29 protein-coding genes are annotated in these 25,198 nt (G+C 67.7%); 16 read left to right on the top strand and 13 right to left on the bottom strand.

Features of this window, described 5'->3' with window-relative positions:
- Window positions 1–81 precede the first annotated feature (81 nt).
- Both E0H73_RS31900 and E0H73_RS31895 read left to right on the top strand, forming a co-directional pair.
- Window positions 82–1,557: a hypothetical protein gene (locus tag E0H73_RS31900; protein ID WP_202867651.1), complete on the top strand. Its 1,476-nt coding sequence runs from the start codon at window positions 82–84 to the stop codon at window positions 1,555–1,557.
- 58 nt (window positions 1,558–1,615) lie between these two features.
- Window positions 1,616–2,167, top strand: a complete 552-nt coding sequence (locus tag E0H73_RS31895; RefSeq protein ID WP_131362566.1) for a DUF4240 domain-containing protein — start codon at window positions 1,616–1,618, stop codon at window positions 2,165–2,167.
- Here E0H73_RS31895 and E0H73_RS31890 read toward each other — a convergent pair.
- Genes E0H73_RS31890 through E0H73_RS31880 form a run of 3 tightly spaced genes read right to left on the bottom strand, consistent with a single transcriptional unit; the run spans window position 2,164 to window position 4,455 of the window.
- Entirely contained in the window at window positions 2,164–2,835 is a 672-nt protein-coding gene (locus E0H73_RS31890; protein WP_131362564.1) for a hypothetical protein, read from the bottom strand. The two genes, E0H73_RS31895 and E0H73_RS31890, sit on opposite strands and share 4 nt — an antisense overlap.
- A 37-nt stretch (window positions 2,836–2,872) precedes the next feature.
- Window positions 2,873–4,105, bottom strand: a complete 1,233-nt coding sequence (locus E0H73_RS31885; RefSeq protein ID WP_131362562.1) for an RNA polymerase sigma factor — start codon at window positions 4,103–4,105, stop codon at window positions 2,873–2,875.
- A complete protein-coding gene (locus tag E0H73_RS31880; protein WP_238162925.1) occupies window positions 4,102–4,455 on the bottom strand; it encodes a YciI family protein in 354 nt (117 codons plus the stop codon). Before E0H73_RS31880 ends, E0H73_RS31885 begins: the two co-directional genes overlap by 4 nt.
- A gap of 179 nt (window positions 4,456–4,634) precedes the next feature.
- Between E0H73_RS31880 and E0H73_RS31875 the strand changes: the two genes are divergently transcribed.
- The 3 genes from E0H73_RS31875 (at window position 4,635) to E0H73_RS31870 (ending at window position 6,707) form a co-directional block, all read left to right on the top strand.
- Window positions 4,635–6,035 (top strand): MFS transporter, encoded by a 1,401-nt coding sequence (locus E0H73_RS31875; RefSeq protein ID WP_131362558.1) that lies wholly within the window; start codon window positions 4,635–4,637, stop codon window positions 6,033–6,035.
- Window positions 6,036–6,130: 95 nt separating this feature from the next.
- A complete protein-coding gene (locus E0H73_RS46100; RefSeq protein ID WP_165555900.1) occupies window positions 6,131–6,286 on the top strand; it encodes a DUF6131 family protein in 156 nt (51 codons plus the stop codon).
- 79 nt (window positions 6,287–6,365) lie between these two features.
- Window positions 6,366–6,707: a YciI family protein gene (locus tag E0H73_RS31870; RefSeq protein WP_131362556.1), complete on the top strand. Its 342-nt coding sequence runs from the start codon at window positions 6,366–6,368 to the stop codon at window positions 6,705–6,707.
- Between the two features lie 190 nt (window positions 6,708–6,897).
- On the opposite strand, the gene E0H73_RS31865 is transcribed toward E0H73_RS31870, so the two are convergent.
- A complete protein-coding gene (locus E0H73_RS31865) occupies window positions 6,898–7,419 on the bottom strand; it encodes an ester cyclase (RefSeq protein WP_131362554.1) in 522 nt (173 codons plus the stop codon).
- 56 nt (window positions 7,420–7,475) lie between these two features.
- On the opposite strand from E0H73_RS31865, the gene E0H73_RS31860 reads away from it, so the two are divergent.
- Window positions 7,476–8,123 (top strand): TetR/AcrR family transcriptional regulator, encoded by a 648-nt coding sequence (locus E0H73_RS31860; RefSeq protein WP_131362551.1) that lies wholly within the window; start codon window positions 7,476–7,478, stop codon window positions 8,121–8,123.
- Between the two features lie 162 nt (window positions 8,124–8,285).
- Complete coding sequence (locus E0H73_RS31855) at window positions 8,286–9,236, top strand: VldE C-terminal domain-containing protein (RefSeq protein WP_238164403.1); 951 nt, start codon at window positions 8,286–8,288, stop codon at window positions 9,234–9,236.
- A 56-nt stretch (window positions 9,237–9,292) separates the two neighbouring features.
- On the opposite strand, the gene E0H73_RS31850 is transcribed toward E0H73_RS31855, so the two are convergent.
- A complete protein-coding gene (locus E0H73_RS31850) occupies window positions 9,293–10,567 on the bottom strand; it encodes an FAD-binding oxidoreductase (protein ID WP_131362549.1) in 1,275 nt (424 codons plus the stop codon).
- Window positions 10,568–10,652: 85 nt separating this feature from the next.
- Between E0H73_RS31850 and E0H73_RS31845 the strand changes: the two genes are divergently transcribed.
- A complete protein-coding gene (locus tag E0H73_RS31845) occupies window positions 10,653–11,411 on the top strand; it encodes a phosphotransferase family protein (RefSeq protein WP_165555899.1) in 759 nt (252 codons plus the stop codon).
- On the opposite strand, the gene E0H73_RS31840 is transcribed toward E0H73_RS31845, so the two are convergent.
- Complete coding sequence (locus tag E0H73_RS31840; RefSeq protein WP_131362545.1) at window positions 11,395–12,285, bottom strand: sigma-70 family RNA polymerase sigma factor; 891 nt, start codon at window positions 12,283–12,285, stop codon at window positions 11,395–11,397. The two genes, E0H73_RS31845 and E0H73_RS31840, sit on opposite strands and share 17 nt — an antisense overlap.
- 86 nt (window positions 12,286–12,371) lie before the next feature.
- On the opposite strand from E0H73_RS31840, the gene E0H73_RS31835 reads away from it, so the two are divergent.
- Window positions 12,372–13,166 carry a glycoside hydrolase family 16 protein gene (locus tag E0H73_RS31835; protein ID WP_131362544.1) on the top strand — a complete coding sequence of 265 codons (795 nt, stop codon included), beginning with the start codon at window positions 12,372–12,374 and terminating at the stop codon, window positions 13,164–13,166.
- On the opposite strand, the gene E0H73_RS31830 is transcribed toward E0H73_RS31835, so the two are convergent.
- A complete protein-coding gene (locus E0H73_RS31830; protein WP_131362542.1) occupies window positions 13,163–13,969 on the bottom strand; it encodes a helix-turn-helix domain-containing protein in 807 nt (268 codons plus the stop codon). The genes E0H73_RS31835 and E0H73_RS31830 overlap by 4 nt on opposite strands.
- A 101-nt stretch (window positions 13,970–14,070) precedes the next feature.
- Here E0H73_RS31830 and E0H73_RS31825 point away from each other — a divergent pair, with 101 nt between their 5' ends.
- From E0H73_RS31825 to E0H73_RS31805, 5 genes are all read left to right on the top strand, one after another.
- Window positions 14,071–14,946: an SDR family NAD(P)-dependent oxidoreductase gene (locus tag E0H73_RS31825; RefSeq protein WP_238164402.1), complete on the top strand. Its 876-nt coding sequence runs from the start codon at window positions 14,071–14,073 to the stop codon at window positions 14,944–14,946.
- Window positions 14,947–15,092: 146 nt separating this feature from the next.
- The gene (gene trpD, locus E0H73_RS31820) at window positions 15,093–16,130 is read left to right on the top strand and encodes an anthranilate phosphoribosyltransferase (RefSeq protein WP_131362538.1); all 1,038 of its coding nucleotides are present in this window, start codon (window positions 15,093–15,095) and stop codon (window positions 16,128–16,130) included.
- On the top strand, window positions 16,130–17,056 hold the full coding sequence (locus E0H73_RS31815; protein WP_131362536.1) for a sigma-70 family RNA polymerase sigma factor: 927 nt from the start codon (window positions 16,130–16,132) through the stop codon (window positions 17,054–17,056). Before trpD ends, E0H73_RS31815 begins: the two co-directional genes overlap by 1 nt.
- Window positions 17,057–17,115: 59 nt before the next feature.
- The gene (locus E0H73_RS31810) at window positions 17,116–17,889 is read left to right on the top strand and encodes a YybH family protein (protein WP_131362534.1); all 774 of its coding nucleotides are present in this window, start codon (window positions 17,116–17,118) and stop codon (window positions 17,887–17,889) included.
- A gap of 9 nt (window positions 17,890–17,898) precedes the next feature.
- Complete coding sequence (locus tag E0H73_RS31805; protein WP_131362532.1) at window positions 17,899–18,426, top strand: GNAT family N-acetyltransferase; 528 nt, start codon at window positions 17,899–17,901, stop codon at window positions 18,424–18,426.
- Here the strand turns inward: E0H73_RS31805 and E0H73_RS31800 are convergent.
- The 3 genes from E0H73_RS31800 to E0H73_RS31790 all read right to left on the bottom strand — a co-directional run bounded on the left by E0H73_RS31800 (window position 18,407) and on the right by E0H73_RS31790 (window position 21,388).
- A complete protein-coding gene (locus E0H73_RS31800) occupies window positions 18,407–19,171 on the bottom strand; it encodes an alpha/beta fold hydrolase (RefSeq protein WP_131362530.1) in 765 nt (254 codons plus the stop codon). The genes E0H73_RS31805 and E0H73_RS31800 overlap by 20 nt on opposite strands.
- Before the next feature lie 12 nt (window positions 19,172–19,183).
- Window positions 19,184–19,984, bottom strand: coding sequence for a DUF3626 domain-containing protein (locus E0H73_RS31795; protein WP_131362528.1), 801 nt, complete (start codon window positions 19,982–19,984; stop codon window positions 19,184–19,186).
- 354 nt (window positions 19,985–20,338) lie between these two features.
- The gene (locus tag E0H73_RS31790) at window positions 20,339–21,388 is read right to left on the bottom strand and encodes a hypothetical protein (protein ID WP_202867649.1); all 1,050 of its coding nucleotides are present in this window, start codon (window positions 21,386–21,388) and stop codon (window positions 20,339–20,341) included.
- 511 nt (window positions 21,389–21,899) lie between these two features.
- Between E0H73_RS31790 and E0H73_RS31785 the strand changes: the two genes are divergently transcribed.
- Window positions 21,900–22,112 (top strand): hypothetical protein, encoded by a 213-nt coding sequence (locus E0H73_RS31785; protein ID WP_131362521.1) that lies wholly within the window; start codon window positions 21,900–21,902, stop codon window positions 22,110–22,112.
- Window positions 22,113–22,115: 3 nt separating this feature from the next.
- Here the strand turns inward: E0H73_RS31785 and E0H73_RS31780 are convergent, their stop codons facing one another.
- Both E0H73_RS31780 and E0H73_RS31775 read right to left on the bottom strand, forming a co-directional pair.
- Window positions 22,116–23,153, bottom strand: a complete 1,038-nt coding sequence (locus E0H73_RS31780; protein WP_131362519.1) for an acyltransferase domain-containing protein — start codon at window positions 23,151–23,153, stop codon at window positions 22,116–22,118.
- Between the two features lie 71 nt (window positions 23,154–23,224).
- A complete protein-coding gene (locus E0H73_RS31775) occupies window positions 23,225–24,148 on the bottom strand; it encodes an AraC family transcriptional regulator (protein ID WP_131362517.1) in 924 nt (307 codons plus the stop codon).
- Window positions 24,149–24,248: 100 nt separating this feature from the next.
- Here E0H73_RS31775 and E0H73_RS31770 point away from each other — a divergent pair, with 100 nt between their 5' ends.
- The gene (locus E0H73_RS31770; protein WP_238164401.1) at window positions 24,249–24,827 is read left to right on the top strand and encodes an NADPH-dependent FMN reductase; all 579 of its coding nucleotides are present in this window, start codon (window positions 24,249–24,251) and stop codon (window positions 24,825–24,827) included.
- A gap of 4 nt (window positions 24,828–24,831) precedes the next feature.
- On the opposite strand, the gene E0H73_RS31765 is transcribed toward E0H73_RS31770, so the two are convergent.
- Window positions 24,832–25,179, bottom strand: coding sequence for a VOC family protein (locus tag E0H73_RS31765; RefSeq protein ID WP_238164409.1), 348 nt, complete (start codon window positions 25,177–25,179; stop codon window positions 24,832–24,834).
- Between the last annotated feature and the right edge of the window lie 19 nt (window positions 25,180–25,198).

Raw genomic sequence — 25,198 nt, 5'->3', positions numbered from 1 at the left:
CGTAAGGTGCCGGTTTCAACGGGTGATCACGGTGGCACGGCCCGTGGGGGGTCTGCCGGGCAATGCCCGTGGGGGAAGAACATGGCAGAAGAAAGCTGGCATCAGGCACGCCTGATACCGACCTCAGGAATCAACGGCGCCGACGAGCAGGAGCGGCGGGCGACGTCCGCCTTGCTCGCGGTGATGTCGTCCGTACGGGAGTTCGGCCGGGTGCTCACGCAACCGCTGGGAGCACCGGCCGGACCACTGGAGACGTACATCGAGGTGCCGTTCCAGCTTGGGGAACGGCGGCTGTACCCGGATGGACTGCTGCGTGCCCGCCGAGGGCAGAAGGAGTGGACCGCGCTGGTCGAGGTGAAGACCGGCGTGAACGAACTCAACGCCGAGCAGCTCGAGGCGTACCTCGACATCGCGCGTGAGCAGGACTTCGACGCCGTCGTGACGATCTCGAACGAGATCCCGGCCGTCGCCGGCATGCACCCGACCAAGGTCGACAAGCGGAAGCTGAAGCGCGTCGCCTTGCACCACTGGTCCTGGTCGATGGTGCTCGCCGAGGCAGTGCTCCAGAAGGAACACCGCGGTGTCGCCGATCCCGACCAGGCCTGGATCCTCGGCGAACTGATCCGCTACCTGGAGCATCCGCGATCCGGAGCACTGCAGTTCGACGACATGGGTCCGTCCTGGGTCACGACGAGGGAAGCCGTTGCTTCAGGCACCCTTCGGGCCGGTGACAAGTGTGCGCCCGAGGTAGCGGCGCGGTTCGATGCTCTGCTCCGATACGTGAGTCTCCAGCTCGGACGAAAGCTCGGCGACGATGTCACTCCGGCCCTGACCAGGAAGGAACTTGCCGATCCTGCGTCACGCTCACAGTCCTTGGTGCAGTCGATGTGCATCAGCGGCACTCTGCAGGGCGCGATCAACATCCCGAACGCCGTTGGACCGCTGGTCGTGACCGCGGATCTCCGTGCCGGTGTCGTGACCTGCCAAGTCGACATCGCCGCGCCACGCGACGGTCGAGCGACGACTCGGGTGAACTGGCTACTCCGGCAGCTGCGGCACGCGCCGGATACGACGCGCCTCGAAGCGTTCGTCATGCACGCTCGCGGCGCCGGTACGGCGGAGCTCCTCCGAGCCGTCCGGGAACAGCCCAATCTCCTGATCGAAGATCCGAAGAAGGAACTCCGATCGTTCCGGGTCGCACTGGGCTCTCCGCTCGGCAGCAAGCGGGGACGCGGTCGCGGCTCGTTCATCGATTCGATCGAGAACGCGATCAGTACCTTCTACGGAGACGTGGTTCAGGACCTGCGGGCATGGACGGCGACACCACCACGACTACGGGAGGCACCGGCGCAACCTGAGGAACGCCCATCGCTCACCTCGACAGCACTGTCCTCACAGGACGGTGCTGAGCTTGAGGCGGTTGCGCAGACGCCCGCCGTGGAAGCCGAGCCCGAGCCGGCTCCGGTCGAAACCGAAATCAGCAGCGCTGCAGCGACTCCGGTAAGTGTCACCAGCAGCGCGAACGGTTGGCCGGGCCAGGTCTCCACGTCCGATTGACGAGATCACACCGGATCAGCGCTCCCGTTGGGGGTGGGGGCGGTGAGAGGCTGTGGGGGTGGACAGGGATGGTTTCTGGGGACTGGTCGAGGGTGCGCGGGGTGCGGTGGACGACACCGTCGCGGATCCGGACGGGGTTGCGGACGCGCTGGTCAAGGTGCTCGGTGGGCTCGAGGCCGAGCAGATCGCGGGGTTCGGGGTCGAACTCGCGCGGTTGCAGGTCGAGTCGTACCGGTGGGACCTGTGGGCAGCGGCGTACCTGATCAACTCGGGGGCCTCCGAGGACGGGTTCGACTCGTTCCGGGGCTGGCTGATCGCGCAGGGACGGGAGGTGTGGGAGGGCGCGCTGGCAGAGCCGGACTCGCTCGCGGACGTGGTCGACGAGGATCGGCCGGAGGGCTTCGAGGGGTTCGACGGTGAGGCGATGCTGTCCGTCGGCAGTCACGCCTACAAGAACGTGACCGGCGACGAGGCGGCGTACTGGAAGGCTGTCGAGTCGGAGGCACCGGATACGCCGGACCTGCCCGCCGGCAAGGAGATCGACTTCGACGACGAGGACGACCTGGAGACCCATCTGCCCCGGCTGGCCGTGCTCTACGGGGACGCCTAGGCAGGTTCGCCGCCAAGGCGCTCGATGGCGGCACGGAGACGGCGGCGCCAGCCGGGCTGGCCGGCGTCCTGGTCGGCCGCGGCCAGACTGACCAGGTGCTGCGCCATCTCGAACCCCTCGGTCGTCTGAGGCTCGGTGTCGGTCAGCGGTACGCCGCTCTGCGGTTCGTCATGGTCCAGCTCGATCGGACGGCTCGTCCAGCCGAACCCGTCCGGCACCAGCAGCTCCGGCACGAGCGTCTCGTGGCTGAGTGACGTCAGCTCCTTGTCACCGTTGCCGATGCTGAAGATTGTCGTACCACGTCGCCGTACGTCGCTGATGCGCTCCAGCAACGTGTCCGCGGGATCCTCCTCCGCCACCACCAGCAAGGACTCACCCCGCCCGGTGTCACGCAGACGGTCCAGTCCGATCGCCAGGTGTGGCGGTGCGCCCGGTGGTGGCGCCCAACGGACCAGGGCCGGGCGGATGTCCTCGACGCCGGCGCGGTGGAGTTCGTCGTCCAGGTGCGCCGTCAGGTGCCACGGCTCGTCGTCGGCCGGCCCGAACAGCATCAGCCCGCCGTTCCGGGTCGTGAACCTGCGCAGCGAGTGCGCGAACTCCGTCGTCCGGGTGCCGAGCTCGGTGCCGGTCAGCATCTCCCGGAGGAGGGAGGCCCTGGTGAGATCCACAACCCCAAACCTGACACATGTCCGGGGGCACCGCGAGTCAGATCAGGCGGTCCGCCTTGGACTGGAGGTAGTTGCGCTCCGGGACACTCGTCGTACGGCGAGCCGCGTGCAGATAGCTCTCGCGGGCGCCGGCCAAGTCGCCTGACATCTCCTGCAGGTGGGCGCGGACCGCCTCCAGCCGGTGGTTGTCGGTCAGCCGGTCGTCGGACTCCAATGGCTCGAGTACGGCGAGGCCCTCCTTCGGACCGACCGCCATGGCGACCGCGACGGCGTGGTTGAGCTTGACCATCGGGTTGTCCGACATCTGCTCCAGTACGTCGTACAGCGCAACGATCTGCCGCCAGTCCGTGTCCTCGGCCCGCTCGGCAGTGTCGTGCACCGCCGCGATCGCCGCCTGCACCTGGTAGGGCCCGAGCTGCGTGCGCGACAGCGCATCGGTCACCAGCGACTCACCCTCGACGATGGTGTCCTTGTTCCACAGCGACCGGTCCTGCTCGGCCAGCGGGACCAGTGCGCCGTCCGCACCCGTCCGAGCGGGCCGCCGCGCGTCGGTCAACAGCATGAGCGCCAGCAGCCCCGCCACCTCGCCGTCGTCCGGCAGCAGCTTGCGTACGCCGCGCACCAGCCGGATCGCCTCCGTGGTGAGCTCGGCACTGTGCAACGCCGTACCCGAGGAGGCGGTGTAGCCCTCGTTGAAGATCAGGTAGAGCACATGCAGTACGGCGCCCATGCGCTCGTCCCGCTCAGCCTCCGGCGGCATCTCGAACGTGCTGCCCGCCTGCTTGATGCTGCGCTTCGCCCGACTGATCCGCTGCGCCATGGTCGGCTCCGGCACCAGGAACGCGGCCGCGATCTGGGCAGTGGTGAGACCACCGACCGCCCGCAGCGTCAGCGCGATCTGCGACGCCGGGGAGAGCGCCGGATGGCAGCACAGGAACAGCAACGTCAGAGTGTCGTCCCGGCCACCCGGATCGTCGATCTCAGGGCCTGCGGCAACGAACTCCTCGGGCGCAGCCATCTGCGCCGCGTTCTCCTCGCGCCGCCGCCGAGCCGACTCGCTGCGCAACAGGTCGGTCAGCCGGCGTGACCCGACTCGGATCAGCCAGCCACGCGGGTTGTCCGGCACGCCCTCGTCCGGCCACTGCTGCGTGGCCGCGAGCAGCGCTTCCTGCACGGCCTCCTCGGCCAGGTCGAAGTGGCCGTAGTGCCGCACCAGCGCGCTCAGTACTTGCGGCGCCTGCTCACGCAGCAGCAGATCGAAGTCGCTCACATCTCCAGCCCGGACGCGTCCATCACCGGCCGTACCTCCACGGCGACGTACTTCGCGTCCGGCATCCGGGCCGCGTAGCCGATCGCCTGGTCGATGTTGTCGCACTCGACCAGGTAGAACCCGGCCAGGTGCTCCTTGGCCTCAGCGTACGGTCCGTCGGTGGTGGTCGTGGTGTCGTCGCGCACGGACACGGTCCGGCTCGTGATGGGGTCGGCCAGCCCGGCAGCGCTGACCAGCAGACCCTGCTCGCTCAGCTCACGGGTCAGGGACTCGTGCGCTCGGCTCAGGCCCTCGCGCTGCTCGGCGGACAGGCTCGCCCAGCTCTCCGGGTTGCTGTAGATCAGCAGCATGTACTTCACGGGCACCATCCTGTCGCTCGCGGAGGCCGCTGTGACCCCCTGTTACCCGGTACGTCGTAACAGCAGTCCCCACTTCGACAGATCCGGGATGTCGAAGTGGTCCGGCCAGGCCCGACGTCTCCACCGAGTGACGCTCAGCCGGAGCGTCCCGCCGTACTGGAGATGTTCACATGGTGACCGAGAAGAAGCGCTGGTTCGCGCTGGCGCTGCTGTGTCTGACCGGGTTCATGATCATCCTGGACGCGTCGATCGTGCTGGTCGCCGTACCGTCCATCGAGCGTGAACTGACCTTCTCGAGCGGTGGCGTGCAGTGGGTGCCGAGCGGCTACGCGCTGATGTTCGGCGGACTGCTGCTGCTCGGTGGGCGCATCTCCGACCTGCTGGGCAGGCGGCGGGTGTTCATGACCGGACTGGTGCTGTTCGGTGCGTGCTCGCTGCTGTGCGGGTTCGCCTGGAGCGGTGACGCGCTGGTCCTCGCGCGCGGCCTGCAGGGCGCGGCGGCCGCCGTACTGGCGCCGAGTGCGTTGTCGATCGTGATGACGACGTTCCCGTCCGGCGCGGACCGCAACAAGGCGCTGGGCATCTGGGGCGCCACCAGCGGCGTCGGCGGTACGGCGGGGTCCCTGATCGGAGGGCCCGTGACCGATGGGCTCGGCTGGCAGTGGATCTTCTTCATCAACGTGCCGGTGTGCGTACTGGTCCTCGTGCTGGCGCCCGTCCTGCTGATGGACAGCCGCGGACCGGGCCGGCGCGGGTTCGACGTGGCCGGCGCGGCCAGCGTGACCGCCGCACTCATCGTTCTCGTGTACGCCGTCATCGAGGCGCCGGAGTCGCCTGTCGGCCGGACCATCGCGCTGATCGTGTTGTCCGCGCTGCTGTTCGGTCTGTTCGTGCTGGTGGAGAAGCGGTCGGCCGCACCGCTCGTACCGCTGCGGATCTTCCGCTCGCGCAGTCTGGTCGGTGGCAACCTGATCACGGTCGCCTGGGGCCTGGCGGCGTTCGGGCTGAACTACATCTACACGCAGTACGCCCAGCTGGCCTTGGGTGTCTCCGCGATCCGCTACGGCCTCATGTCCGCCGTACTCGCGGCGGCCGCTGTGGTCGCGTCGATGGTCGGACAGCACCTGGTCACTCGCGTCGGCCCGCGTCGGGTCGGGTTCGTCTCGCTGCTGATCGCAGGTGTCGGTACGACGCTGATGTGCATGCTGACCGTGGACTCCGGCTACTTCGAGCTGGCCTTCTGGGGTCTGACGATCTTCGGCGCCGGTCTGGGTGCCGGAACTGTTGCCGGCGCCATCGCGTCCCTCAGCGACGTGGCCGGTGAGGACTCCGGGGTCGCATCAGGTCTGCAGAACGCCAGCTTCCAGATCGGCGGTGCGGTTGGCGTCGCCGTACTGTCCGCCGTCGCCACTGCGGCCACGACCGGGACCACACCGATTGCTCTGACCCATGGCTACCGGATCGCCTTCGTGGCCGTCTGGAGCTTCATCGTCGTGGGCCTGGCCGGCTGCGGTCTGCTCGTCAGCCGCAAGCAGTCGACGCAAGGGCAACTGGAGCCGGTGACGTCGTGAGATCAAACATTCGTTGGAGGGTTTGGCGGCGCCGGAGTGGGCACCGGATGTTGGTGGCCGCCAACTCCGCCCGGCGGTCCTGAGAAGGAGGCTTCATGCTCATCCTCGGTTTGATCCTGTTGATTCTCGGGTTCCTGCTGAGTATCCCGATCCTGTGGACGATCGGCATCGTCCTGCTCATCGTCGGGGCCGTGCTGTTCCTGCTCGGATCCACCGGCCGCGCCGTCGGCGGACGACGTCATTGGTACTGATCCGGCGCAAGCCGGCAGAACCCCGCGAATCGGCCCCGGTTCGCGGGGTTCTGTCCGTCCACGTCGTTACCGTGATCCCATGAAATACGTCGTGATGATCTTCCGGAGCACCGACCGCACCTGGACCGACGAGGATCAGCGTGGTCTCGGCAGGCTGATCAAGCTCGAGAGCGAGCTCGCGGCCAGCGGCGAGCTGGTCAGTTCAGAGGGTCTGCAGCCGCCGGAGGAGGGCCGGATCGTGCAGATCCGCGACGGTGTCCAGGTGGTCACCGACGGCCCGTTCGGCGAGACCAAGGAGCAGCTCGCCGGCTTCTTCATGGTCGACGTCGCCGACGACGCGCAGGCCGAGGCCATCGCGGCCCGGGTCTCGGCCGCGGTCGGCGACCGGGTCGAGCTGCGCGGCACCCTGATCTCAGCCTGACCGGTACCACGGGAAGTCGGCCGAGCGCTTCTCGGTGAAGGCCGCGATGGCGCCGAGCATCTCACCACTGAACAGCAGGTACTTCGTCGTCGCCCCGCAGCTCGGCCACCGCCCCGCCCTCGACCTGGAACCCGAGCTGATCCACCCCCGGCAGTCAACCAGCAACCCGGCCGCCCCGCCGCGCGCTGGATCACATGGCGCGCTTGACCCGGGACTTGGCGCGCGCCATCCGGAACAGGTAGGCCGGAGTCGGCGGGACCCAGCCGAGTTGCTTCGCCTGACCGAGGTCGTCGCGGTTGGCCCAGTGCTCGACGACCATGCCGTCCTCCAGCCGGAACCAGTGCGACTGCGTGATCGCGAAGGTCTTCCCGGTCGGCGGGAACACGGTGTCCACCCCACCCGCCGGCGTGTACACCGCGAACGGCGCGACATGCCGCCCGCTCATCGTCGAGTTGATCGCCACCAAGTTGCCATTGGCAACCACATGGTGGATCTCGTAGGCCAGCCCTTCGAAGGCGGTCCGCAACCAGAGCGCGGTCGCGTAGTACCCGGTGGGTCCCCCGACCCGGCACTCCGGCGGCTCGATGTCGTCCTCCCGGTTGACCGCGTCCGGATGGATCAGCGCGTCGAAGTCGGCCCGGTCGCCGTCGGCCATGATGCGGATGGAGCGGACGGCGACCTCACTCGCCGACACGCCTGCTGTGGTACTCATCGCTTCCCCCAATAATTCGATACAGTGGAACTGTACCCAAAAGCATGGGATCGGGAATGACCGAAGTCAAGAGGCAGTACGACGCCACCGGACGGCGCGAGCGTGCCCGGCGCCGCCGGCGTGACATCGTGATCGCGGCGCGCGATCTCTTCGAGACCGACGGTTTCCAGGCGACCACGATCAGTGCGGTGGCGAAGCGGGCCGGCGTCTCGGCCGAGAGCATCTACAAGGGCTTCGGCACCAAAGCCGTGCTGGCCAAGGCCGTCTTCGACTTCGTCATCGCCGGCGACGACGAGCCGGTGCCGATGGCCGAGCGTCCCGAATCCCATGCCATCCAGGCCGAGCCCGACGTACGCCGGAAGATCTCGCTGTACGTCGACGGTCTCGTCGTCCGGCAGCAGCGGTCGGCACGGGTGCAGATCGTGATCCGGGACGGCCGGCTCAGCGACGAGACCCTGCGCGAGACCTGGCAGACGCTGATGGACGAGCGGCTGACCGGGATGACGATGCTCGGCCGCCATCTGCTCGAGACCGGCGAGCTGCGCGACGGGATCACCCTCGAGGAGGTCGCCGATGTGTTGTGGACGTACATCTCGGTCGAGTTGTACGAACTGCTGGTCCTGGTCCGCGGATGGTCACCGGAGCGGTATGGCGGGTTACTCAAAAGCGCCGTGACCGACGCTTTGTGTGGACCAAGCGTTTGATCTCAGCACGATCACATCCGGATAGCGGGCAGATCACGCTCAGCGCCCGTGGCGGATGTTCGTAATGCGTTAAAACTGTGGGTCGATTGCGAACCCTGCAGGGATCTGTGCTTGACTCCTCCGGTCGATAACGTTTTGGTCTCGGCAGATTGGGTTCCAGAAGTGTCTGCAGGACGGCATAGACAGGCGCGGCACCGCCAACCGCGCCCGAAGGTGATCCGGCCCGGCATCGTGAAGGTGGCGATTCCCGGCGCAGCAGTGGCCCTGGTGGCTACCGGTTCGGCGGCCGCGCTCCCTGGTCAGCAAGTCCACCTGAACACCTCGATCGCCAGCTCGTCCCTGCAGCTGGCGCGCGACGCGGACATCAGCCGGGACGCTCTCCGTCCCCCGCTGAACGTCACCCCGTCGACTCCGGCTCCGAAGCCGAAGGCGGCCCCGACGGCGAAGCACCTGAAGAAGCAGGCGCCGATCCCCAAGCCGTCGCCGACGAAGACCCGCACCGCCGAGCCGCCGAAGGTGACCGGCTCGAAGTACACCACCACCGACGTGAACCTCTGGTCGCTCCCGCTGACCGGCGTCCTGCTGGACGTGCTGCCGAAGGGCACGAAGGTCTCGGTGTCCGGCAAGGTCGACGGCATCTGGGCCGAGGTCGTCAGCGACGGCAAGTCCCGCTGGGTCAAGGCGCAGTACCTGTCCGCCACGAAGCCGGTGGCGAGCACGGCGGGTGCCATCTCCCAGGCCGCCTGCAAGTCGGGTTCGTCGGTCGAGGACGGGCTGACCCAGGACGCGATCCGCGTCCACCGGGCGATCTGCGCCAAGTTCCCGGACATCTCGTCGTACGGCGGTCTGCGGTCCGGCGACAGCGGTTCGGAGCACTCCAGTGGCCGTGCGCTCGACATCATGGTCAGCGGGTCGGAGGGCCAGGAGGTCGCCGACTGGCTGCACGCGAACTACAAGAAGCTCGGCATCAGCCAGCTGATCTGGTCGCAGCACATCTGGACGGTCCAGCGCAGCAGCGAAGGCTGGCGCGCGATGGAGGATCGCGGCAGCACCACCGCGAACCACTACGACCACGTGCACGTGAGCGTGTACGGCAACTCGGGCACAGTCTGACCCGAGCGGTCTCGAGCGAACCGGTCCCCAGCCCTCCCGGGGACCGGTTCGCTGTTTCAGGGCCGGATGTTCGCGTTCAGGTGGAAGAAGTTCGCCGGGTCGTAGGCCCGCTTGACCTCGCGCAGCCGGCGCAGGTCGTCCGGCGCGTACGCCGTGTCCGCGCGGGCCGGGTCGCCCAGGAAGTTCACGAAGGTACGGCCTGATGTCGGGATCAGGACCTCCCGATCGATGATCAGCGAGTACGACGCTCCGCGGTGACCGACCGGTCCGGCGCCGGGACCCGGGTGAGCCATCGCGCCACCCCAGTGCCGGATCTCGACGGTCGGCGCTTCCTCGTCCTCGAAGCCGGTGACCGCCTCGATCACGTCGTCGGTCAACGTGTCCAGGAAGTCCAGGTGCTTGGCCGGCGTACCGCCCATCGCGGCCTCGCCGTACTCCAGGGTGCGTAGCTCGCCGGCCAGTCGCGGTCCGGCGACCTCGAACAGCGGCTTCAGCAGGTGGTCGGCCAGTTCGGCGTCACCGGCGTACATCACCTTGATCGCGACGGCGCGCTGCTCGGTGCCGGGTACGCGGGTCAGGACGACGGCGGTGCTCAGTTCGTTGGGGATGGTGGCGGTCCAGTCGCGGTACCGGCGCAGGATGGCGGCCGCGCGGTCGATGCCGTAGTACACGATGCCGGCGTGGACCTGGCGGACCGGGTACAGCCGGAACTCCAGCGAGGTGACGATGCCGAAGTTGCCGGTGCCGCCGCGGATCGCCCAGAACAGGTCGGGGTGGTGCTCGGCGCTGGCGGTGACGAACCGTCCGTCCGCGGTGACGATCTCGGCGCGGATCACGCTGTCGGCCGCGAAGCCGTACTTGCGCGCCAGCCAACCGACCCCGCCGCCCAGCGTGTAGCCGGTGACGCCGACGTCGCGGTGCGATCCGGACAGCGGTGCGAGCCCGAACTGACCGGCGGCGTCCAGCACCGCACCCCAGCGCGCACCCGGCGCAACCTTGGCGACCCGGCGCTCCGGGTCGACCAGGACCGTCGTCATCTGCGTCGTCTTCAGGAGGATCCCGCCGTCGGCGGGTACGCGCGTCCCGTGACCGGTGGCCTGCACGGCGATGGGTACGCCGTACTCGCGCGCCGTCCACACGGCCGCCTGTACGTCGGTTCGGCTGTAGGCCTCGGCGACCACCAGCGGCCGCGAGTCCACGGTCGGGACGACAGACTTCCGCTGTACGTCGTACTCCGCCTCGCCTGGCAGCCGGATGGCGCCGTTGAACCCGGCCCCCAGCAGCCCTGCCACCACATCACTCGCAACCGGCACCAGCGCCTGCGTCGACATCCGAACCACTCCCTCGCCGTATCAGCTTCTACAGACACGTCGAAGGACCGGTCCCGGATTCGACACCCCCAGCAAACTTGTTTCGATGACACACACAGTCGAGGCCGACGACTCGGTCCTCACCAAGCACTACACGTCCTGGTCCCGCGACGAACCCGGTCGTGAGTGGGCCGCTCTCACCTTGCTGTCGCGCCAGGCCCCGGACCTCGTGCCGGCTCCGCTGGCGCGCGGGACCGACTCACAGCCGTGGGTTTCGATGTCGGTCGTCCCAGGTCGGCCGCTCGGCGGCTCGCTCACGCCTGAGCAGCTCGAGGCACTTGGCGAGGCGCTCGGGGCGCTGTGGTCGATCGATCCTGGCGGCCTCCCGTCCGTCGGCGTCCCGGCCGTGATCGACCGGACCTCGCACTCGCTCGCCGTACTGCGCGCAGGCGACGGCGTGATCGCGGACGCGGCCACGGCGGCCGCCGACTGGCTCGAGACCGCGATCGAGGTACTGACCGCAGTTCACGATCCGGTGGTCGGCCACGGCGATCCGAACCTGGCGAACTACCTCTGGGACGGAACCCGGATCCGGATCGTAGACTTCGAGGACGCCGGGCGCGGCGACCTCACGCTCGAGCTCGCCAACCTCGTCGAGCATCTGTCGGGCCGTGACACGGACTGGAGTGCGTTGGTGTCAGGCTTTCCCGTCGATCCGGAGCGCTTCCGTGCCGCCCGCTCGCTGTGGGCCGCGTTCTGGCTGACGCTCATCGGACCCGGCGGGCCGAGCGCCGCCCGGAACTCTCCCGGTACGGCGGAGGCCCAGGCGGAGCGCGTGTTGTCCCTGGTCAGGCCGACAGCTTGAGCTGCTGCGTCCGGTCGAGGTCGGCGAGGATGTTGATCTCGGTGATCTTGCCGTTCGCGACAACGATGTCCATGACGCCCATCACCCGGCCGTTGAGGACCGTGACGGTCCCCGGCATCCCGTTGATCAGGGCGTGCTCGGTGTGAGGCGCCATTCGGGTGAACAGCAGCGCCTGCTCGACCACCGCGCGTGCACCGCGGACCAGCTTCGAGACCGCCGGTCCGGCGTACTCCGCCGACGCTGCGCCCGCGTCGGCCCGCAGTACGACGTCCGGGTCGAGCAGCTCGAGCAGGGCCTCGAAGTCGCCACCGCGCGACGCGGCCAGGAACGCGTCGACGATCTCCCGCTGACGCCCCGGATCGCCGTCGCCGGCCGGCGCGCCTTGGACCCGGCGCCGTGCCCGGCTGGCCAACTGCCGCGTCGCGGCCGGCGACTTGTCCACGATCTGCGCGATCTCGTCGAAGCTCACCCCGAACATGTCGTGCAGGACGAAGGCCAGCCGCTCCGCCGGCGCCAGCGTCTCCAGGACCACGAGCATCGCCAGACCGACCGCGTCAGCCTGGACGGCCTGGTCCTCCGGGCTCGGACCGTTGTCCTGACGGATCGAGATCGGGTCCGGCACGAACGTGTCCAGCGAGTCCTCCCGCCGCGACTTGCGGCTGCGCAGCATGTCCAGGCAGACCCGCGACACCACTGTGGTCAGCCACCCGGCCAGATTGCCCACTTCACTCACGTCCGACCGGTTCAGCCGCAGCCACGCTTCCTGCACGGCGTCCTCGGCCTCCGTGAGCGAACCGAGCATCCGGTACGCGACAGCTCGCAGCTGTCCCCGGTGCTGCTCGAACTGCCGCGCCAGCTGGTCGGTGTCGTTCACAGGGCCTCCCTCATCCCGGTCCACCTCATCTGACGGATCGGGCCACCATGATGTGACAAGACGGTCCGAGGACCCATCATGGGGGCATGCCCACGACCCGTGGTGATCTGGTCTTCGAGGACCGCTTCGACGCTGCCGCACTGGATGAGTCGGTGTGGTCGCCGTACTACCTGCCGCACTGGAGCTCCCGCGCGGCGTCGGCAGCGGCGTACACCGTGGGTGACTCCGGTCTGACCCTCAGCATCCCGTCGGACCAGGGACTCTGGTGTCCGGGGGACCACAAGCCGGATCTGCGGGTGTCGGGGATCCAGTCCGGCAACTACTCCGGTCCGGTGGGGAGCACCGTCGGGCAGCAGCCGTACCGCGAGGGTCTGGTCGTCCAGGAGGAGCAACCGCCGTTCTGGGGCTGGACACCCAACGGCGGGTACGTCGAACTCCGGGCACGGGCCGACATCAGTGCGCGCTCGATGGTGTCGCTGTGGATGGTCGGGCTGGAGGACAGTCCGGAGCGCTGCGGGGAGATCTGCGTGATGGAGGTGTTCGGCGATGCGGTCGTCCCCGGCGAAACCACCGCGGTCGGCATGGGCCTGAAGACCATCCGCGACCCGTCGGTACCGCAGGACTTTGAGGCGGTCCCGCTCCCGATCGACCTGCGCGACTTCCACACGTACGCCGTCGAGTGGACCGCCGGCCAGGCCGACTTCTACGTGGATGACGCCCCGATCCGCACCTGCGCGGGCGCTCCGTCGTACCCGATGCAACTCATGCTCGCCGTCTTCGACTTCCCCGACCGCAGCATCGGTGACGACGACACCTTGGTTCCCACCTTCACCATCGACCACATCCGCGGCTGGAACGTCGCCCAGGAGCTCGTCGCCTAACCCAGCGCCGACAACAGCGTGAGCTTCTCGTACGACGGGCTGCCGGGCTCGGCGTGGTACGTGACGAGCATGTGCCCCGGCGTACCGGGCAGCGCGAGCTTCTCGTAGTGCAGTTCGAGCTCACCGACCTGTGGATGGGCGAGACGGGTCAGACCGCTCGTCTTCTGCTTCACGTCCTGCTTGGCCCAGAGCGTGCGGAACCGGTCGCTGCGGACGGACAGCTCCCCGACCAGTTCCAGCAGCCCTGGATCGTCCAGGTCCGGCGCGATCACCGACCGCAGATAGGCGACCGCCTTCGCGGTCATCTCGTCCCAGTCGAGGTAGAACTCCCGCATCTCGGGCTCCAGGAACGCGGCCCTCAGCGTGTTCACACCCGGTGCGAAAAAGGGGCTCAGGGCAACGGCAATGGGGTTGGACGCGAGCGTGGTCAGGTAGCGGCCGTGGACCAGCGCGGGCGTCGTCGGCCAGCTGTCGATCAGGCTCTGCACGCCCGCACTGACCGGCTCAGGTCGCGCTGCCCGCCGTCTCCGCGGCTTGGCCGGACGCGCGAGCTCCTTCAGGTAGCGCTCCGCGTCCTCGTCGAGTCGCAGCGCCCGCGCGAGGCTGTCCAGCACCTGGTCCGACGGATGCCGATCGCGGCCCTGCTCCAGGCGGAGGTAGTACTCCACGCTGATGCCGCCGAGCAACGCGACCTCCTCGCGCCGCAGACCTGGCACGCGGCGCCGGCTTCCGGCGGGCAGTCCGACCTCATCGGGTCGCAGCCCTTCCCGGCGTACCTTGAGGAACTCGCCGAGATTGCTCACCTGGCCAGCGTACGTGTGGCTCGCGGGCTCATCCTGTCCCTGCCACTACCAGTGTCGGTGGGGTCTTCATCCGTTGCAGCGCAGGCGTGATGGTCGGTGGCATGACAGCTTTTGGATTTCACTCCACCGCGGCCGACGTACTGGCCGGGGTCGATCTCTCCGGCCGGCGCGCCCTCGTCACCGGTGCCACCTCCGGTCTCGGCATCGAGACCGCCCGGGCACTCGGCGCTGCAGGTGCCGACGTCGTCCTCGGCGTCCGGGACGTCAGCAAGGGCAAGGAGATCGCCGCGGCGATCGGCGGCTCGGTCGCGCAACTGGACCTGGCCGACCTCGACTCGGTCCGCGCCTTCGCGGCCGGCTGGGAAGGGCCGTTGCACATACTCGTCAACAACGCGGGCATCATGGCCGTCCCCACGCTGACCCGTACGCCGGAAGGCCGCGAACTGCAGTTCGCGGTCAATTTCCTCGGCCATTTCGCGCTCACCGTCGGACTGCACGGTGCCCTGGCCGCCGCGGACGGCGCGCGGATCGTGTCGCTGAGCTCGAACGCGCATCTGTTCGCACCGCTGGTGTTCGACGACCTCGACTACCGCTTCCGGCCGTACCAACCGATCGGCGCGTACGGCGAGTCCAAGACGGCGACTGCCCTGCTCGCAGTGGAGGCGACGCGGCGCTGGTCCGGTGAAGGTATCTCTGCCAACGCGGTCCATCCGGGCGCGATCGCCACCGGTCTGCAGCAGCACACCGGCGGCCTACAGACGCCTGCTGAACGCCGGAAGACCGTGGAGCAGGGTGCCGCGACCTCTGTGCTGGCCGCAACGCTGCAGGGCGTCGGTGGGCGGTACTTCGAGGACTGTCAGGAGGCGGTCGTCGTCTCGGAGGCTCCGCCGCGGTTCGGCGGTGGTGTCGCGCCGTACGCGCTGGACCCGGACAACGCTGCGCGGCTCTGGGAGATTGCGCTCCGGATGACTGCTTGACTATCGTCACTGGCATGTTCCTGCGCGCGGGTATGTGGTGGGCCGTCGACTAGACGGCTGCTTCCGCGCGTAACCCACCGGCCGTCTCCTGCGAGGCGGCCGTTGTCATGTCCTCGTGGGCGGCCCAGCACCCCTGAGGATTGCCGATGACAACAACGCTCCGGACCTGGTCCGGACTCATCTCCGCCCTCCTGGCCGGCTCCGACCTGACCGCGGCGGACACCGGCTGGGCGATTGACCAGTTGGTGCTGGGCGACGCGTCGCCGGCGCAGATCTCCGGCTTCCTGATCGCACTGCGGGCCAAGGGCGAGACCGCCGCCGAGATCACGGGGCTGGCCACGGTACTGCGCTCGCACGCCACGCCGGTGCGGATCGGCGGACCCTTCGTGGACATCGTAGGTACCGGTGGCGACCGGACCGGGGTGGTCAACATCTCCACAATGGCCGCTGTGGTCGCGGCGTCGACCGGTGTGACCGTGGTCAAGCACGGTGGCCGGGCGGCGTCCTCGTCGGCGGGCGGCTCGGCCGATCTGGTCGAACATCTGGGCGTCACGCTCGACCTGTCCGCGGTGGACGCCGCTCGGATAGCGGCAGAGGCCGGACTGACCTATCTCTTCGCGCCTCGGTTCAATCCGGCCTTGCGGCATGTGGCGGTGGTACGACGTGAGCTCGCAGTGCCCACGGCGTTCAACGTCCTGGCACCGCTGCTGAACCCGGCGGACCCGCAGCACGCACTGGTCGGAGTGGCGAACCCGCAGATGCTGCCGGTGATCGCTCAAGCCCTTGCACAGCAAGGAAAAACGGCGCTGGTCGCTCGCGGCGATGACGGACTCGACAAGCTGACAACTACCGGGTACTCCCGCGTGTGGGTGGTGTCCGGTGGGACGGCGTCGGAGGTGGTGTTCGATCCGCGGTCGCTCGGGTTGAGACCGTCGTCGTTGGCTGAGCTGCGTGGTGGTGACGCTGCGTTCAACGCCCGGGTACTGCGGGGGCTCGTCGACGGTGAGTCCGGTCCGGTGCGGGACGTCGTACTGCTGAATGCTGCTGCGGCGCTGGTCACCCTGGAGCTGGGGACCGGTCTGCTGCTGGAGCAGTTGGCCGATTGTCTGCAGCGGTGTCGCGAGGCCGTGGACAGTGGGAAGACCGCTGACACGTTGGAGCGCTGGACGCTAGCGTGCAGGTGATGCATGAGCTCTTGGACGCGGCACGTGCCGGTGATCAGGACGCCTTCGGACAGCTGGTGGGGCCGTGGCGTGGGGAGCTGCATGCGCACTGCTACCGGATGCTCGGGTCCGACGCCGACGCGGAGGACGCCGTCCAGGAGACGCTGCTGCGGGCGTGGACCGGTCTGAGCGGGTACGACGACCGCGGATCGATCCGGCCGTGGCTCTACAAGATCGCCACGAACCGCTGTCTGACGCTGATCGAGCGGCGTGGGCGCCAGGAACTTCCAGTCGGGGACGTGCCATGGCTGGAGCCTTATCCGGAGAGCCGGCTGGCGTGGACCGCCTCGCTGAGTCCGGAGGCGCGCGTGCTGGCACTGGAATCCGTGGAACTGGCGTTCGTGGCGTCTCTGCAGCACCTGTCTGCGCTGCAACGGGCAGTACTGCTGTTGCGCGACGTACTGGCGTTTGCTGCTCGTGAAGTGGCCGAGCTGCTGGAGACGTCGGTTGCCGCGGTCAACAGTGCGCTGCAACGGGCTCGGGCCGTCGTGAGCTCAGTACCTCGTCAACAGTCGGCGTTGGCTGAGGCGGAGCGTGACTTGGTACGCCGGTACATGGCCGCGTGGGAGGCGGGCGACGTCGACACGATCGTGGCGATGCTGGCGGAGGACGCGAAGTACTCGATGCCGCCGCTGCCGGAGTGGTTCTCGGGCCGGGTTGCGATCCGCTCCTTCCTGGTCGACGGGCCGCTGCGGAAGGAGTGGCGCTTCCTTCCGGCGCGGGCGAACGGGCAGCTCGCATTCGGGACGTACCGGTGGGACGGGTCGCGCTTCGTGCCGGGAGGGCTCGACGTACTCGTGCTGCGTGGGCCGGAGATCGTCGAGGTCGTCTCGTTCCTGGAGGCGGATTTCCCGTCGTTCGGGCTGCCGTCGTCGCTGTCGCGATGAGTTTCCGTCGTTCGCCGGGTTGTAGGCGGTGAAAGTTCCTTCGGAAGGACGGACGAGAGATGACCGACGAGCAGGAGATCCGCACGCTGATCGAGAACTGGGCCACCGGGGTGCACGCCGGCGACCTGGACACGGTCCTGGCCGACCACGCTGCCGACATCGTGATGTACGACGTACCGCCGCCGTACGACGGGGTGCGCGGGATGGACGCGTATCGCGAGACCTGGCCCGGGTTCTTCGAGTGGCAACGGGCGGGGGCGTCGTTCGCGCTGGAGTCGCTGGAGGTGACGGCGGGGGCGGATGTCGCGTTCGCCTTCGCCTTGCTGCGGTGCGGTACTGCGGCCGAGTTGGAGGCTCAGCCCGAATTGCGGCTCCGACTGACGATCGGTCTGCGGAAGCAGGACGGCCGGTGGGTCGTGACGCACGAGCACCACTCGTTCCCGCACGACGACGTACCGCCGGCTGTCGCCTCGGACGAGATCCGCGGTGTGCTGGACGGCTGGTCTGTTGGCACGGCCGCTGGTGACTTGGACGCGTTGATGGAGCCGGTCGCCGAGGACGTCGTGTCGTATGAGATCGACGGCAACTACAGCGGCAAGGCTGCCGTCCGCTCAGTGTGCTCGGCGGGTCTCGACTCCAGCCCGAACCCGATCAGCTTTGTGGTGCCTGACTTCGGCTTGGCAGTGGGCGGCAACCTGGCTGTCGCCTGGTCGATCGATCACGTCACGGCCGACCACGTCGAGACGACGTCCCGGGCGACCCGCGTCTTCCGGAAGACCGCCGAGGGCTGGCGGGTGATCCACCAGCACCTGTCGTATCCAGCGCGTGCCTAGGCTCGTGGCATGGAGCCTGCCGTGTCTCTGCGTCCGCTGGTCCAGTCCGATGTGTCGACGTACGCACTCTGGGGACAGGACCGGCGGTTCTGCGAGCACGCCGGCTGGACCGTCGACCTCCCGCTGCCCGACCACGAGGCCCACTGGCACAAGCTGGTCACCCGACCGCCGTCCGACCTCCTGCGTCTCGCGGCAGTCGCCGGCGACGAGTTGGTCGGCTACGTCGACCTCCATGGCGAGGAGCCGCAGCGGCGTGAACTGGGGTACGTCGTCGGCCCGTCCGCCCGCTGGGGCCAGGGACTTGGCACCACCGTCGCCCGCCTCGGCCTCGTGCACGGCTTCAACGCACTGGACCTCCAGGAGATCTGGGCCGAGGCCGTGGATGCGAACCGGCCCTCGATCCGTATCCTCACCGCCCTCGGCATGACCGAGACCGGTCGCGGCCACGACGAACCCTTCCTCGGCGCCCCGTCGTTCTATCGCCAGTTCGCCATCACGAGGACGTCGTGGGAACTCGCTAACGGCCGGCCACTCTGAGGATCGTCTCGGCCACGAGGGCAGGGTCCCGGAGGCTCGGGAGGTGGTCGACGCCGGGCATCCAGATGAACTCTGCGTCCTGGATCCGGGCCGCCGTCGCACCCGCAACCGCGGCCAGGATCGGTTGGTCCTTGTCGCCCACCATCACGACGGTCGGCTGTCGCACCTCGTGCAACCTCTCATAGACCGGCGGATCCGGTCGAAGGTACTTGTCTTGCGACAGCCAGCCCGGGACGGCTGCCCGCAGCTGAGCAACCGCCGCGTCGTCATGGCCGGCCGCGGCCCCGATCCTCAGTCCGAACCGCACGAGGCCTTCGATGTCGTCGGCCGCGACGAGCGCCTCGTACTCCGCGTCCACCTCGGGCTCGTCAGGCATCGGGAACCCTGGCACCCCCGGACAGAGCAGCACCAGCCCCTGCACCCGCCCGGGATCCGCCAGCGCGAGGCTCAGCGCCGTACCGCCACCCATCGAGCACCCGACCAGCACCACCCGCTCGAGCTGCAACTGATCCAGCACCGCCACCAGATCCTCGAGCCGCGAGTACCCACTGGTCGGTGCGTCCGATCGCCCGTACCCACGCACGTCGTACCGCACCACCCGATGCCGCGCAGTCACCTCCGCCATCACCGGATCCCACACCCGCGAGTCCCCGATCCCAGGATGCAGCAACACCACCGCCACCCCGTCCCCCGCCAAATGCTCCGCCCAAACCTCGCCACCCACAACGGGAATCCTCAGCTCCATGCCCCCACCATGTCAGCCATCCAGTCCGAACCGCGCCACGCAGTGCCACACCCGCTTCAGATCCTGCGCGTCGTACTCACCGGCTGCGTCACCGATCACCCGTGGTGTCAGCACGCCGTCCACCGCGATCCGCGCGCCCAGCTCGACGTACCGCGGTCCGCGGTACTCCGGATGTTGTCTGAGCTCGTCCACGCTCAACCGAAAGCCGGAGTGCCACTCCACCGGACATGCGAGCCGATTGGCCGCCGACTCGACCGCAGTCCCGCGGTAGCTCGGATCCAACACGAGCGCTTCAACATCCCGGTCCAGCCGCACCGGTCCATGCACCTGCGCCTCGATGTGGTCGTCCAATACGTCGCAGTCGGCCGCCTCGGCCAGTGCGATCAGTCCCATCCGCTCCGCCACCCCGAAGTGCTCCGGCTCGAAGCAACTGTCGGGATAGCAGAACGTCGACCGAGCCACAGCCTCCGCCCGCAACCGCAAATGCGCCGACCCGAACCGCGGCGCACCCCCGACCGCCTTCCGCCGAAAGTTCAACGCCCCATACACCGGCCGCTCACACGCCGCGGCCTCGTCATACACCCCACCAAACATCCGACTCTCCCACCGCCACCGATCCCCACCCCGATGCGCAGTCAACCCACCATTACTAGTCCCCGTCACAAACTGCGACCCATAAACCCCATCCCTCACGAGCCCTTCCACCACCCGAACCCCAGACTGAAAGTTCAAAGTCACCCGCAACCCCGGGTCGACCGCGCCGCCCACCGACAATCCCCCGACGTACTCCAACGCCCGCTCAGCCGCCGCCATGCAGCCACATTGACATGCCATTGGCTCGTCGGCGCACCGCTGCGCCTCAAGCCGAGATCACCGCCGCAAATGCAAAAACCGCACTGGTCAACAGTGCGGTTTTGCTGAGACTCAGATGCTTCTAGTTGCCGCTGTTTCCGCCACCAGAGCCACTGCCGTCTCCATCTCCACCGGACATCCGAATCTCCTATCTAATGTGATGAAGGCCACACTAGACCCGTCCATTGAGCACAGCGCGTGACCAACACGCCGTGGCTTCTCGCGGAGAAGGCGACGATGCCTTCACTGCTGATAGGGAATGCCCCTCGGCCCCACGACACGAAGCTGACCGCAACGCGGTGAGGTCAGCGCCGTCTAGTGCGCGAGGTCGTCGAACCAGGCGATGGATACTCCGTAGTTCTCCCGGGGGTGGCAGCGTTGCCTGAAGGTGTGCTGGACGCTTCCATCGATGATCGGCAGCAACCGAGGATCACCTTCGGCGGGACGGACACGTCGCTGCCGCTCGGTTTGCTCGGCGTACCACCAGCAAGCCACCGGGAGGCACCCCGGGTCGAACCGCACTCGTATGGTCAGACCGCTGACCGGAATCTCGCCGTGCAGCAGCCGGCCGGGAGCGATGCCATGGTGATCGATTTCGACGTTGATCCAGCGTCGCTCTTCGTGCAGATCCGCCTCGAACGCCTCGGATGAGAAGAAATGCCGCTCGTCTCGCATCAGCGGGCGTGGGAACGCGAGCTTCGTGAGAGCAGGCTCTCCGGGTGGCGACGCAATCCGCTCGGCCCGGCATCCCCACAGAGCGTTGACCGGGATCGCCGCCTGGTCGCCGGTCCACCCGACCAGCGCGGCCGCGGTGTAGCCGTCCAGATTGTCGGCCTGAGCGGTGATCAATCGCTCAGTGATGCGACGGTAGGCGGCTCGCTGCTTCATGAAGACGGTGGTGACGAACAGCTCGAGAAAGACCGGTTGAGCTCCTTCGGTCGGAGCCTTGAATCCGATCGCCGAGTCCTCCGGATCGAGATTCGGGTACTCACGCCTGAGCACCTCGTCCTCGACCGTTCGCGCCAGCTCGACGTACCCACCCCAATCCGCACTCCCGTCGGACAGAGCGGCCAAACCGTTGGCGACCCGAGGGACGAGAATCCTCAGACCACGCGTCCATGCCCTGGTCATCGGTGTCAAAGAGTCCTGATGGGTGAAGACCTCCTTCAGCGCTTTGAGTTGACCGAAGCGGGCGCCCAGCGTTGCCGCCCACGGCTCGCGGATCTCGGCACGGCGAGGCAACCTGAACGCCGCAAGGAGCGCGTTCCTTTCCTTCGCGTTCGCACTCGATCCAACCTGCCGGGCCTCGCTGACGATCAGACCCCAGACCACCTCCGCGCGCGTCAGGCTGGTCGCGTCCTTCATGGCCTCCGTTGGCAGCACCAACAAATGTAGAGCGTGCCCCGGTTCGCTGTGCCTGCTCTCGATCGCATACCTCAGCAGATGAAGCGGCCGATCTTCGCTATGAGTCGCAAGCCATCGCAGCGCGTCCTCGAGCGATGTCGACGGATCCTCTGTTCGCCTCAATCCCCCACCCCAGCACCCCGAACATCTTTCCCCTGGTCATAGCCGACCACAGGTGACCACCCGAGACAAGAGGATGACCATCGGTGACCACCGAAAGAACACCGAAGAATATGTACGATCAATCCATGTAATGAGTTAGTGGATTACGATGGCTATGGACACGTTTATCCGTGGCCGCGCCACTCGTCCCAACCGAGGGGTCGTCATACATCGAGATCCGCGACACGGCTCGCCTGATCGGCGGCTTGATCGCATGTGACGACGGTCAGTCTGCCACCGCCCGACAGCGCACCGCCGATCCATTCATTTGATGCCTGCACAGCATCAGGACAAATGGACGGAGCCAACGATGAGCAAAGCCATCAAGGTCCCCCACGAAGGCAAGTCGCCCAAGCACAAGAAGAACAAGCGCAGTCAACGGGCGATGCGGAACCTCATGGTGAGCGTCCTCGGCGCGACCGGCACGCTGTACCTCGTCACCCAATCCATAGCCGTGACCGTCACCGGCACGATCGCCGCCTTGAGTGCAGGCCTTCTGTACCTGCTGCTGGGCTGGAAGTAGCTCTCAGGCTTGCAGCTCGGACAGAAGGGGATTCGAGCCCCACTGCAGCCCCGAGCGGAGGATGCCGGTGCGGTTGTGCCAGTGGCGGCCGGAGCGTAGGTGGGTTACGTAGGCGCGTTGGAGGGTCGTGGTTTGCGGTACTTGGGCCAGGGCTTCGTCGTTCAAGGGGCCGTCGGGGACCGGTAGGTGGAGACCTAGGCGCATTAGTTCGCGGTCGCCTTCGGTGGGATCGTCGGGCGGCACCAACGGGAGGAGGTTGAAGCGCTGTTGGAAGCGGATGATGTTGGAGTCTGGTCGGAGGTACTCGGCCAGTTGTGGGTCGAGGAGCCACGACGTACAGACGAACGCCGTCAACGGCTCCTCCGGATACCAGCGGGCGAACGACTCTGCGGCTGTGGCGACCGATCGCTCGGAAGCATGCGAGTCGAGCGGACCGATCGGTGGGATGTGCATCATCAGCACATGACCGGAGACTCCGTCTCCGAGGCCCAGCTGGACCCGAGTGAAATCGTGGCGGCCGATCTCGTAGTCCGCACCGCGGAACCTCAGCGGCGGTCCCCACAGATACATCAGTCCCACGCCGGCCCGACCGGTGATCTGACGATGAGTCGCCATCACGCCTCCCAGCGCAGAGACCGTGGCGATGCTCACCGTCTCCGGAACACCCCGCAGCGCATGCAGCTCGAGCAGCCGCGGCAGATGGGCCAGCAACGCCCACGCAGCGGCGAACAACCCCACCGGCGATGCAGACGCGGGCACCGTCGGCCACGCTTTGAAGCCGGTCGACGGGACTGGCTGCCCCATCTCCTGGTCGAGCTGACCAGCCATGGCTGACACGACTGCCCACCAGTCCGGATCGCGCGCCGGGTCCGGCCGCGCCGCAAGCATCTCCCGACGATCAGCCTCGGCCACCCCGCAGTACTCCATCAGCGACTCGGCCTCATCCGGTAGCTGCACCTCCTCGCCGACCGGCAGTCCCCGCAGCCACGCACGATCCGCCGCCCCGAACCCGAGCCGCTGTGCCACACCATCCACATCCACGTCCGCATCCCTTCACTCACCTCGACCCCAACACGGGCCGCGGTCGAAAAGCACGACTCGTGTGAGCCACCTCACAAGGCGGACTTCCTCCGGTAGGCGCCGGGCGTCACGCCGTACTCGCGTTTGAAGGCGGCGGCGAAGGCGTACTCAGTCGCGTACCCGACCCGAGCTGCGATCTGGGCAAGCAAGAGGTCGGTACTGCGGAGCAACTGGCCGGCGACGGTCAAACGCCACCACGTGAGGTAGGTGACGGGCGACTGTCCGACCAACTGCTTGAAGCGTTTGGCGAACGCCGCACGAGACAGCCCGACCAGATCCGCGAGATCCGCGACCGTCCACGACTTGTCGGGTTGGTCGTGCATCGTGCTGAGGGCCTTGCCCACGAAGACGTCCGCGAGAGCGGCGCTCCAGGCAACATCCGGGTGTTCCGCGTGCCAGGTGCGCAGGATCTGGATGAACAGGAGGTCGAGCAGCGAAGAGACAGCCGCGTCACTCCCTGGTCGACGAGCCGCCAACTCACCGGCGAGGAGGGAAACGGTGGCACCGAGATCATCCTGGCGTCCGAGACGTGCCGGCAGATGCAGTACGTCGGGAAGCCTGCCGAGCAAGGGATGGCGTCGCCCCTGGTCGAAGAAGTAGACGCCGCAGAGCATGACCGAACGCGGGCCTGGCGACCGCGGCCCATCCGGCCCGATGACCACCACGCCGTCGTCGTACTGCCCTGATGAATCGTCGACCAGGTCTCTGACCTCCCGCGCCGGATCGTCGGCGAGGACGTGGTCGGAGCCGGTCGGCAGCAGGAGTACGTCGCCCACCGCGAGCGAGGTGATCGCACCTCCCGGACTGACGAGGTACACGGAGCCTTCGAGGATCAGGTGGAGGCCGGCGCCGGGGACAGCTGAGTACCGCCGGGCCCATGGCGGATGGCACTCGACGACGAACGATCTCGGTCGGCCCATCCGCGTCGCGGCGACGAGCTGGCTCAACACGTCCATGTTTTCCAGCATAAGTGAAGACGCTCACGTATTTTTCGAAGCTTCTCTCACATGGAGAGTGTTCGGTCCGGCGACTAGTGTCCACTGCAGAGTCAATCCCGTGAAAGGCAGACAAGTGACGAAGATCGCGATCATCCTCGGCAGCACGCGCCCGGGCCGTCTCGGCGAAGGCGTCGCCGCGTGGGTGTACGAACAGGCGCGGCAGCATGGCGGGGCCGAGTTCGAGTTGGTCGACCTGAAGATGCTCGAGCTTCCGCTGCTCGACGAGGCCGGCGTACCCATGATGGGGCGCGGACAGCAACGACACACCGTCCGCTGGGCCGAGATCGTCGAACGCTTCGACGGTTTCGTCTTCGTCACCGCGGAGTACAACCACGGCATCCCGGCCGCTCTCAAGAACGCCCTGGATTTCCTGTACGCCGAGTGGAACCACAAGGCTGCCGGCTTCGTGAGCTACGGAGCCGATGGAGGCGCGAGGGCGGTCGAACAGCTTCGCCAGGTGATGGCCCAGCTGCGGATCGCGGACGTCGGCCCTCAGGTGACACTGAGCCTGGCCACGGACTTCATCGCCTACAGCGAGTTCAAGCCGCAGGCCCACCAGGACGCAAACCTGAAGGCCGTCCTCGACGAGGTCATCACCTGGGCCGACGCCCTCCGGGAAGTCCGCGCCGCAGCCTAACCACTCAGTCGCCTTGTTCCAGGCAGAACTCGTTGCCTTCAGGGTCCGCCATCATGACCCATCCGCCAGGTGTTGCGGTACGCCGATCGTCGACAATGGTGGCGCCCAAGGACTGCAGTCTGGCGAGTTCCTCGTCCTGCGGCCCTCCCTGGGGCAGCAGGTCGAGATGGACTCGGTTCTTGACGGTCTTTGGCTCGGGGACCTGCACAAAGACAAGGCGCATGACGGCTTCGTTGTCCGAGGCAACCACCCAGAACGGGTTGCCCGGCATGTCGACGTACGTCGCCGGCCAGCGAGTGACGCCGCTCCAGAACTCGGCCTGAGCAGCAGAGTCACCGCAGTCAAAGGTCACGTTCAAGATCGCGCTGTGC

This window comes from Kribbella pittospori, assembly GCF_004331465.1.
Classification (GTDB): Bacteria; Actinomycetota; Actinomycetes; order Propionibacteriales; family Kribbellaceae; genus Kribbella; species Kribbella pittospori.
This window is presented reverse-complemented; position numbering and strand designations above follow the sequence as displayed.

What these genes read in the sequence shown, in the direction of transcription:
- E0H73_RS31835 (WP_131362544.1), top strand. Translation starts at nt 12,372, where the DNA reads ATGCCCACGACCCGTGGTGATCTGGTCTTCGAGGACCGCTTCGACGCT.
- E0H73_RS31860 (WP_131362551.1), top strand. Translation starts at nt 7,476, where the DNA reads ATGACCGAAGTCAAGAGGCAGTACGACGCCACCGGACGGCGCGAGCGT.
- E0H73_RS31900 (WP_202867651.1), top strand. Translation starts at nt 82, where the DNA reads ATGGCAGAAGAAAGCTGGCATCAGGCACGCCTGATACCGACCTCAGGA.
- trpD (WP_131362538.1), top strand. Translation starts at nt 15,093, where the DNA reads ATGACAACAACGCTCCGGACCTGGTCCGGACTCATCTCCGCCCTCCTG.
- E0H73_RS31805 (WP_131362532.1), top strand. Translation starts at nt 17,899, where the DNA reads ATGGAGCCTGCCGTGTCTCTGCGTCCGCTGGTCCAGTCCGATGTGTCG.
- E0H73_RS46100 (WP_165555900.1), top strand. Translation starts at nt 6,131, where the DNA reads ATGCTCATCCTCGGTTTGATCCTGTTGATTCTCGGGTTCCTGCTGAGT.
- E0H73_RS31870 (WP_131362556.1), top strand. Translation starts at nt 6,366, where the DNA reads ATGAAATACGTCGTGATGATCTTCCGGAGCACCGACCGCACCTGGACC.
- E0H73_RS31810 (WP_131362534.1), top strand. Translation starts at nt 17,116, where the DNA reads ATGACCGACGAGCAGGAGATCCGCACGCTGATCGAGAACTGGGCCACC.
- E0H73_RS31865 (WP_131362554.1), bottom strand. Translation starts at nt 7,419, where the DNA reads ATGAGTACCACAGCAGGCGTGTCGGCGAGTGAGGTCGCCGTCCGCTCC.
- E0H73_RS31825 (WP_238164402.1), top strand. Translation starts at nt 14,071, where the DNA reads ATGACAGCTTTTGGATTTCACTCCACCGCGGCCGACGTACTGGCCGGG.
- E0H73_RS31790 (WP_202867649.1), bottom strand. Translation starts at nt 21,388, where the DNA reads ATGAAGGACGCGACCAGCCTGACGCGCGCGGAGGTGGTCTGGGGTCTG.
- E0H73_RS31775 (WP_131362517.1), bottom strand. Translation starts at nt 24,148, where the DNA reads ATGGACGTGTTGAGCCAGCTCGTCGCCGCGACGCGGATGGGCCGACCG.
- E0H73_RS31850 (WP_131362549.1), bottom strand. Translation starts at nt 10,567, where the DNA reads ATGTCGACGCAGGCGCTGGTGCCGGTTGCGAGTGATGTGGTGGCAGGG.
- E0H73_RS31880 (WP_238162925.1), bottom strand. Translation starts at nt 4,455, where the DNA reads ATGCTGCTGATCTACAGCAACCCGGAGAGCTGGGCGAGCCTGTCCGCC.
- E0H73_RS31795 (WP_131362528.1), bottom strand. Translation starts at nt 19,984, where the DNA reads ATGGCGGCGGCTGAGCGGGCGTTGGAGTACGTCGGGGGATTGTCGGTG.
- E0H73_RS31875 (WP_131362558.1), top strand. Translation starts at nt 4,635, where the DNA reads ATGGTGACCGAGAAGAAGCGCTGGTTCGCGCTGGCGCTGCTGTGTCTG.
- E0H73_RS31845 (WP_165555899.1), top strand. Translation starts at nt 10,653, where the DNA reads ATGACACACACAGTCGAGGCCGACGACTCGGTCCTCACCAAGCACTAC.
- E0H73_RS31815 (WP_131362536.1), top strand. Translation starts at nt 16,130, where the DNA reads ATGCATGAGCTCTTGGACGCGGCACGTGCCGGTGATCAGGACGCCTTC.
- E0H73_RS31800 (WP_131362530.1), bottom strand. Translation starts at nt 19,171, where the DNA reads ATGGAGCTGAGGATTCCCGTTGTGGGTGGCGAGGTTTGGGCGGAGCAT.
- E0H73_RS31785 (WP_131362521.1), top strand. Translation starts at nt 21,900, where the DNA reads ATGAGCAAAGCCATCAAGGTCCCCCACGAAGGCAAGTCGCCCAAGCAC.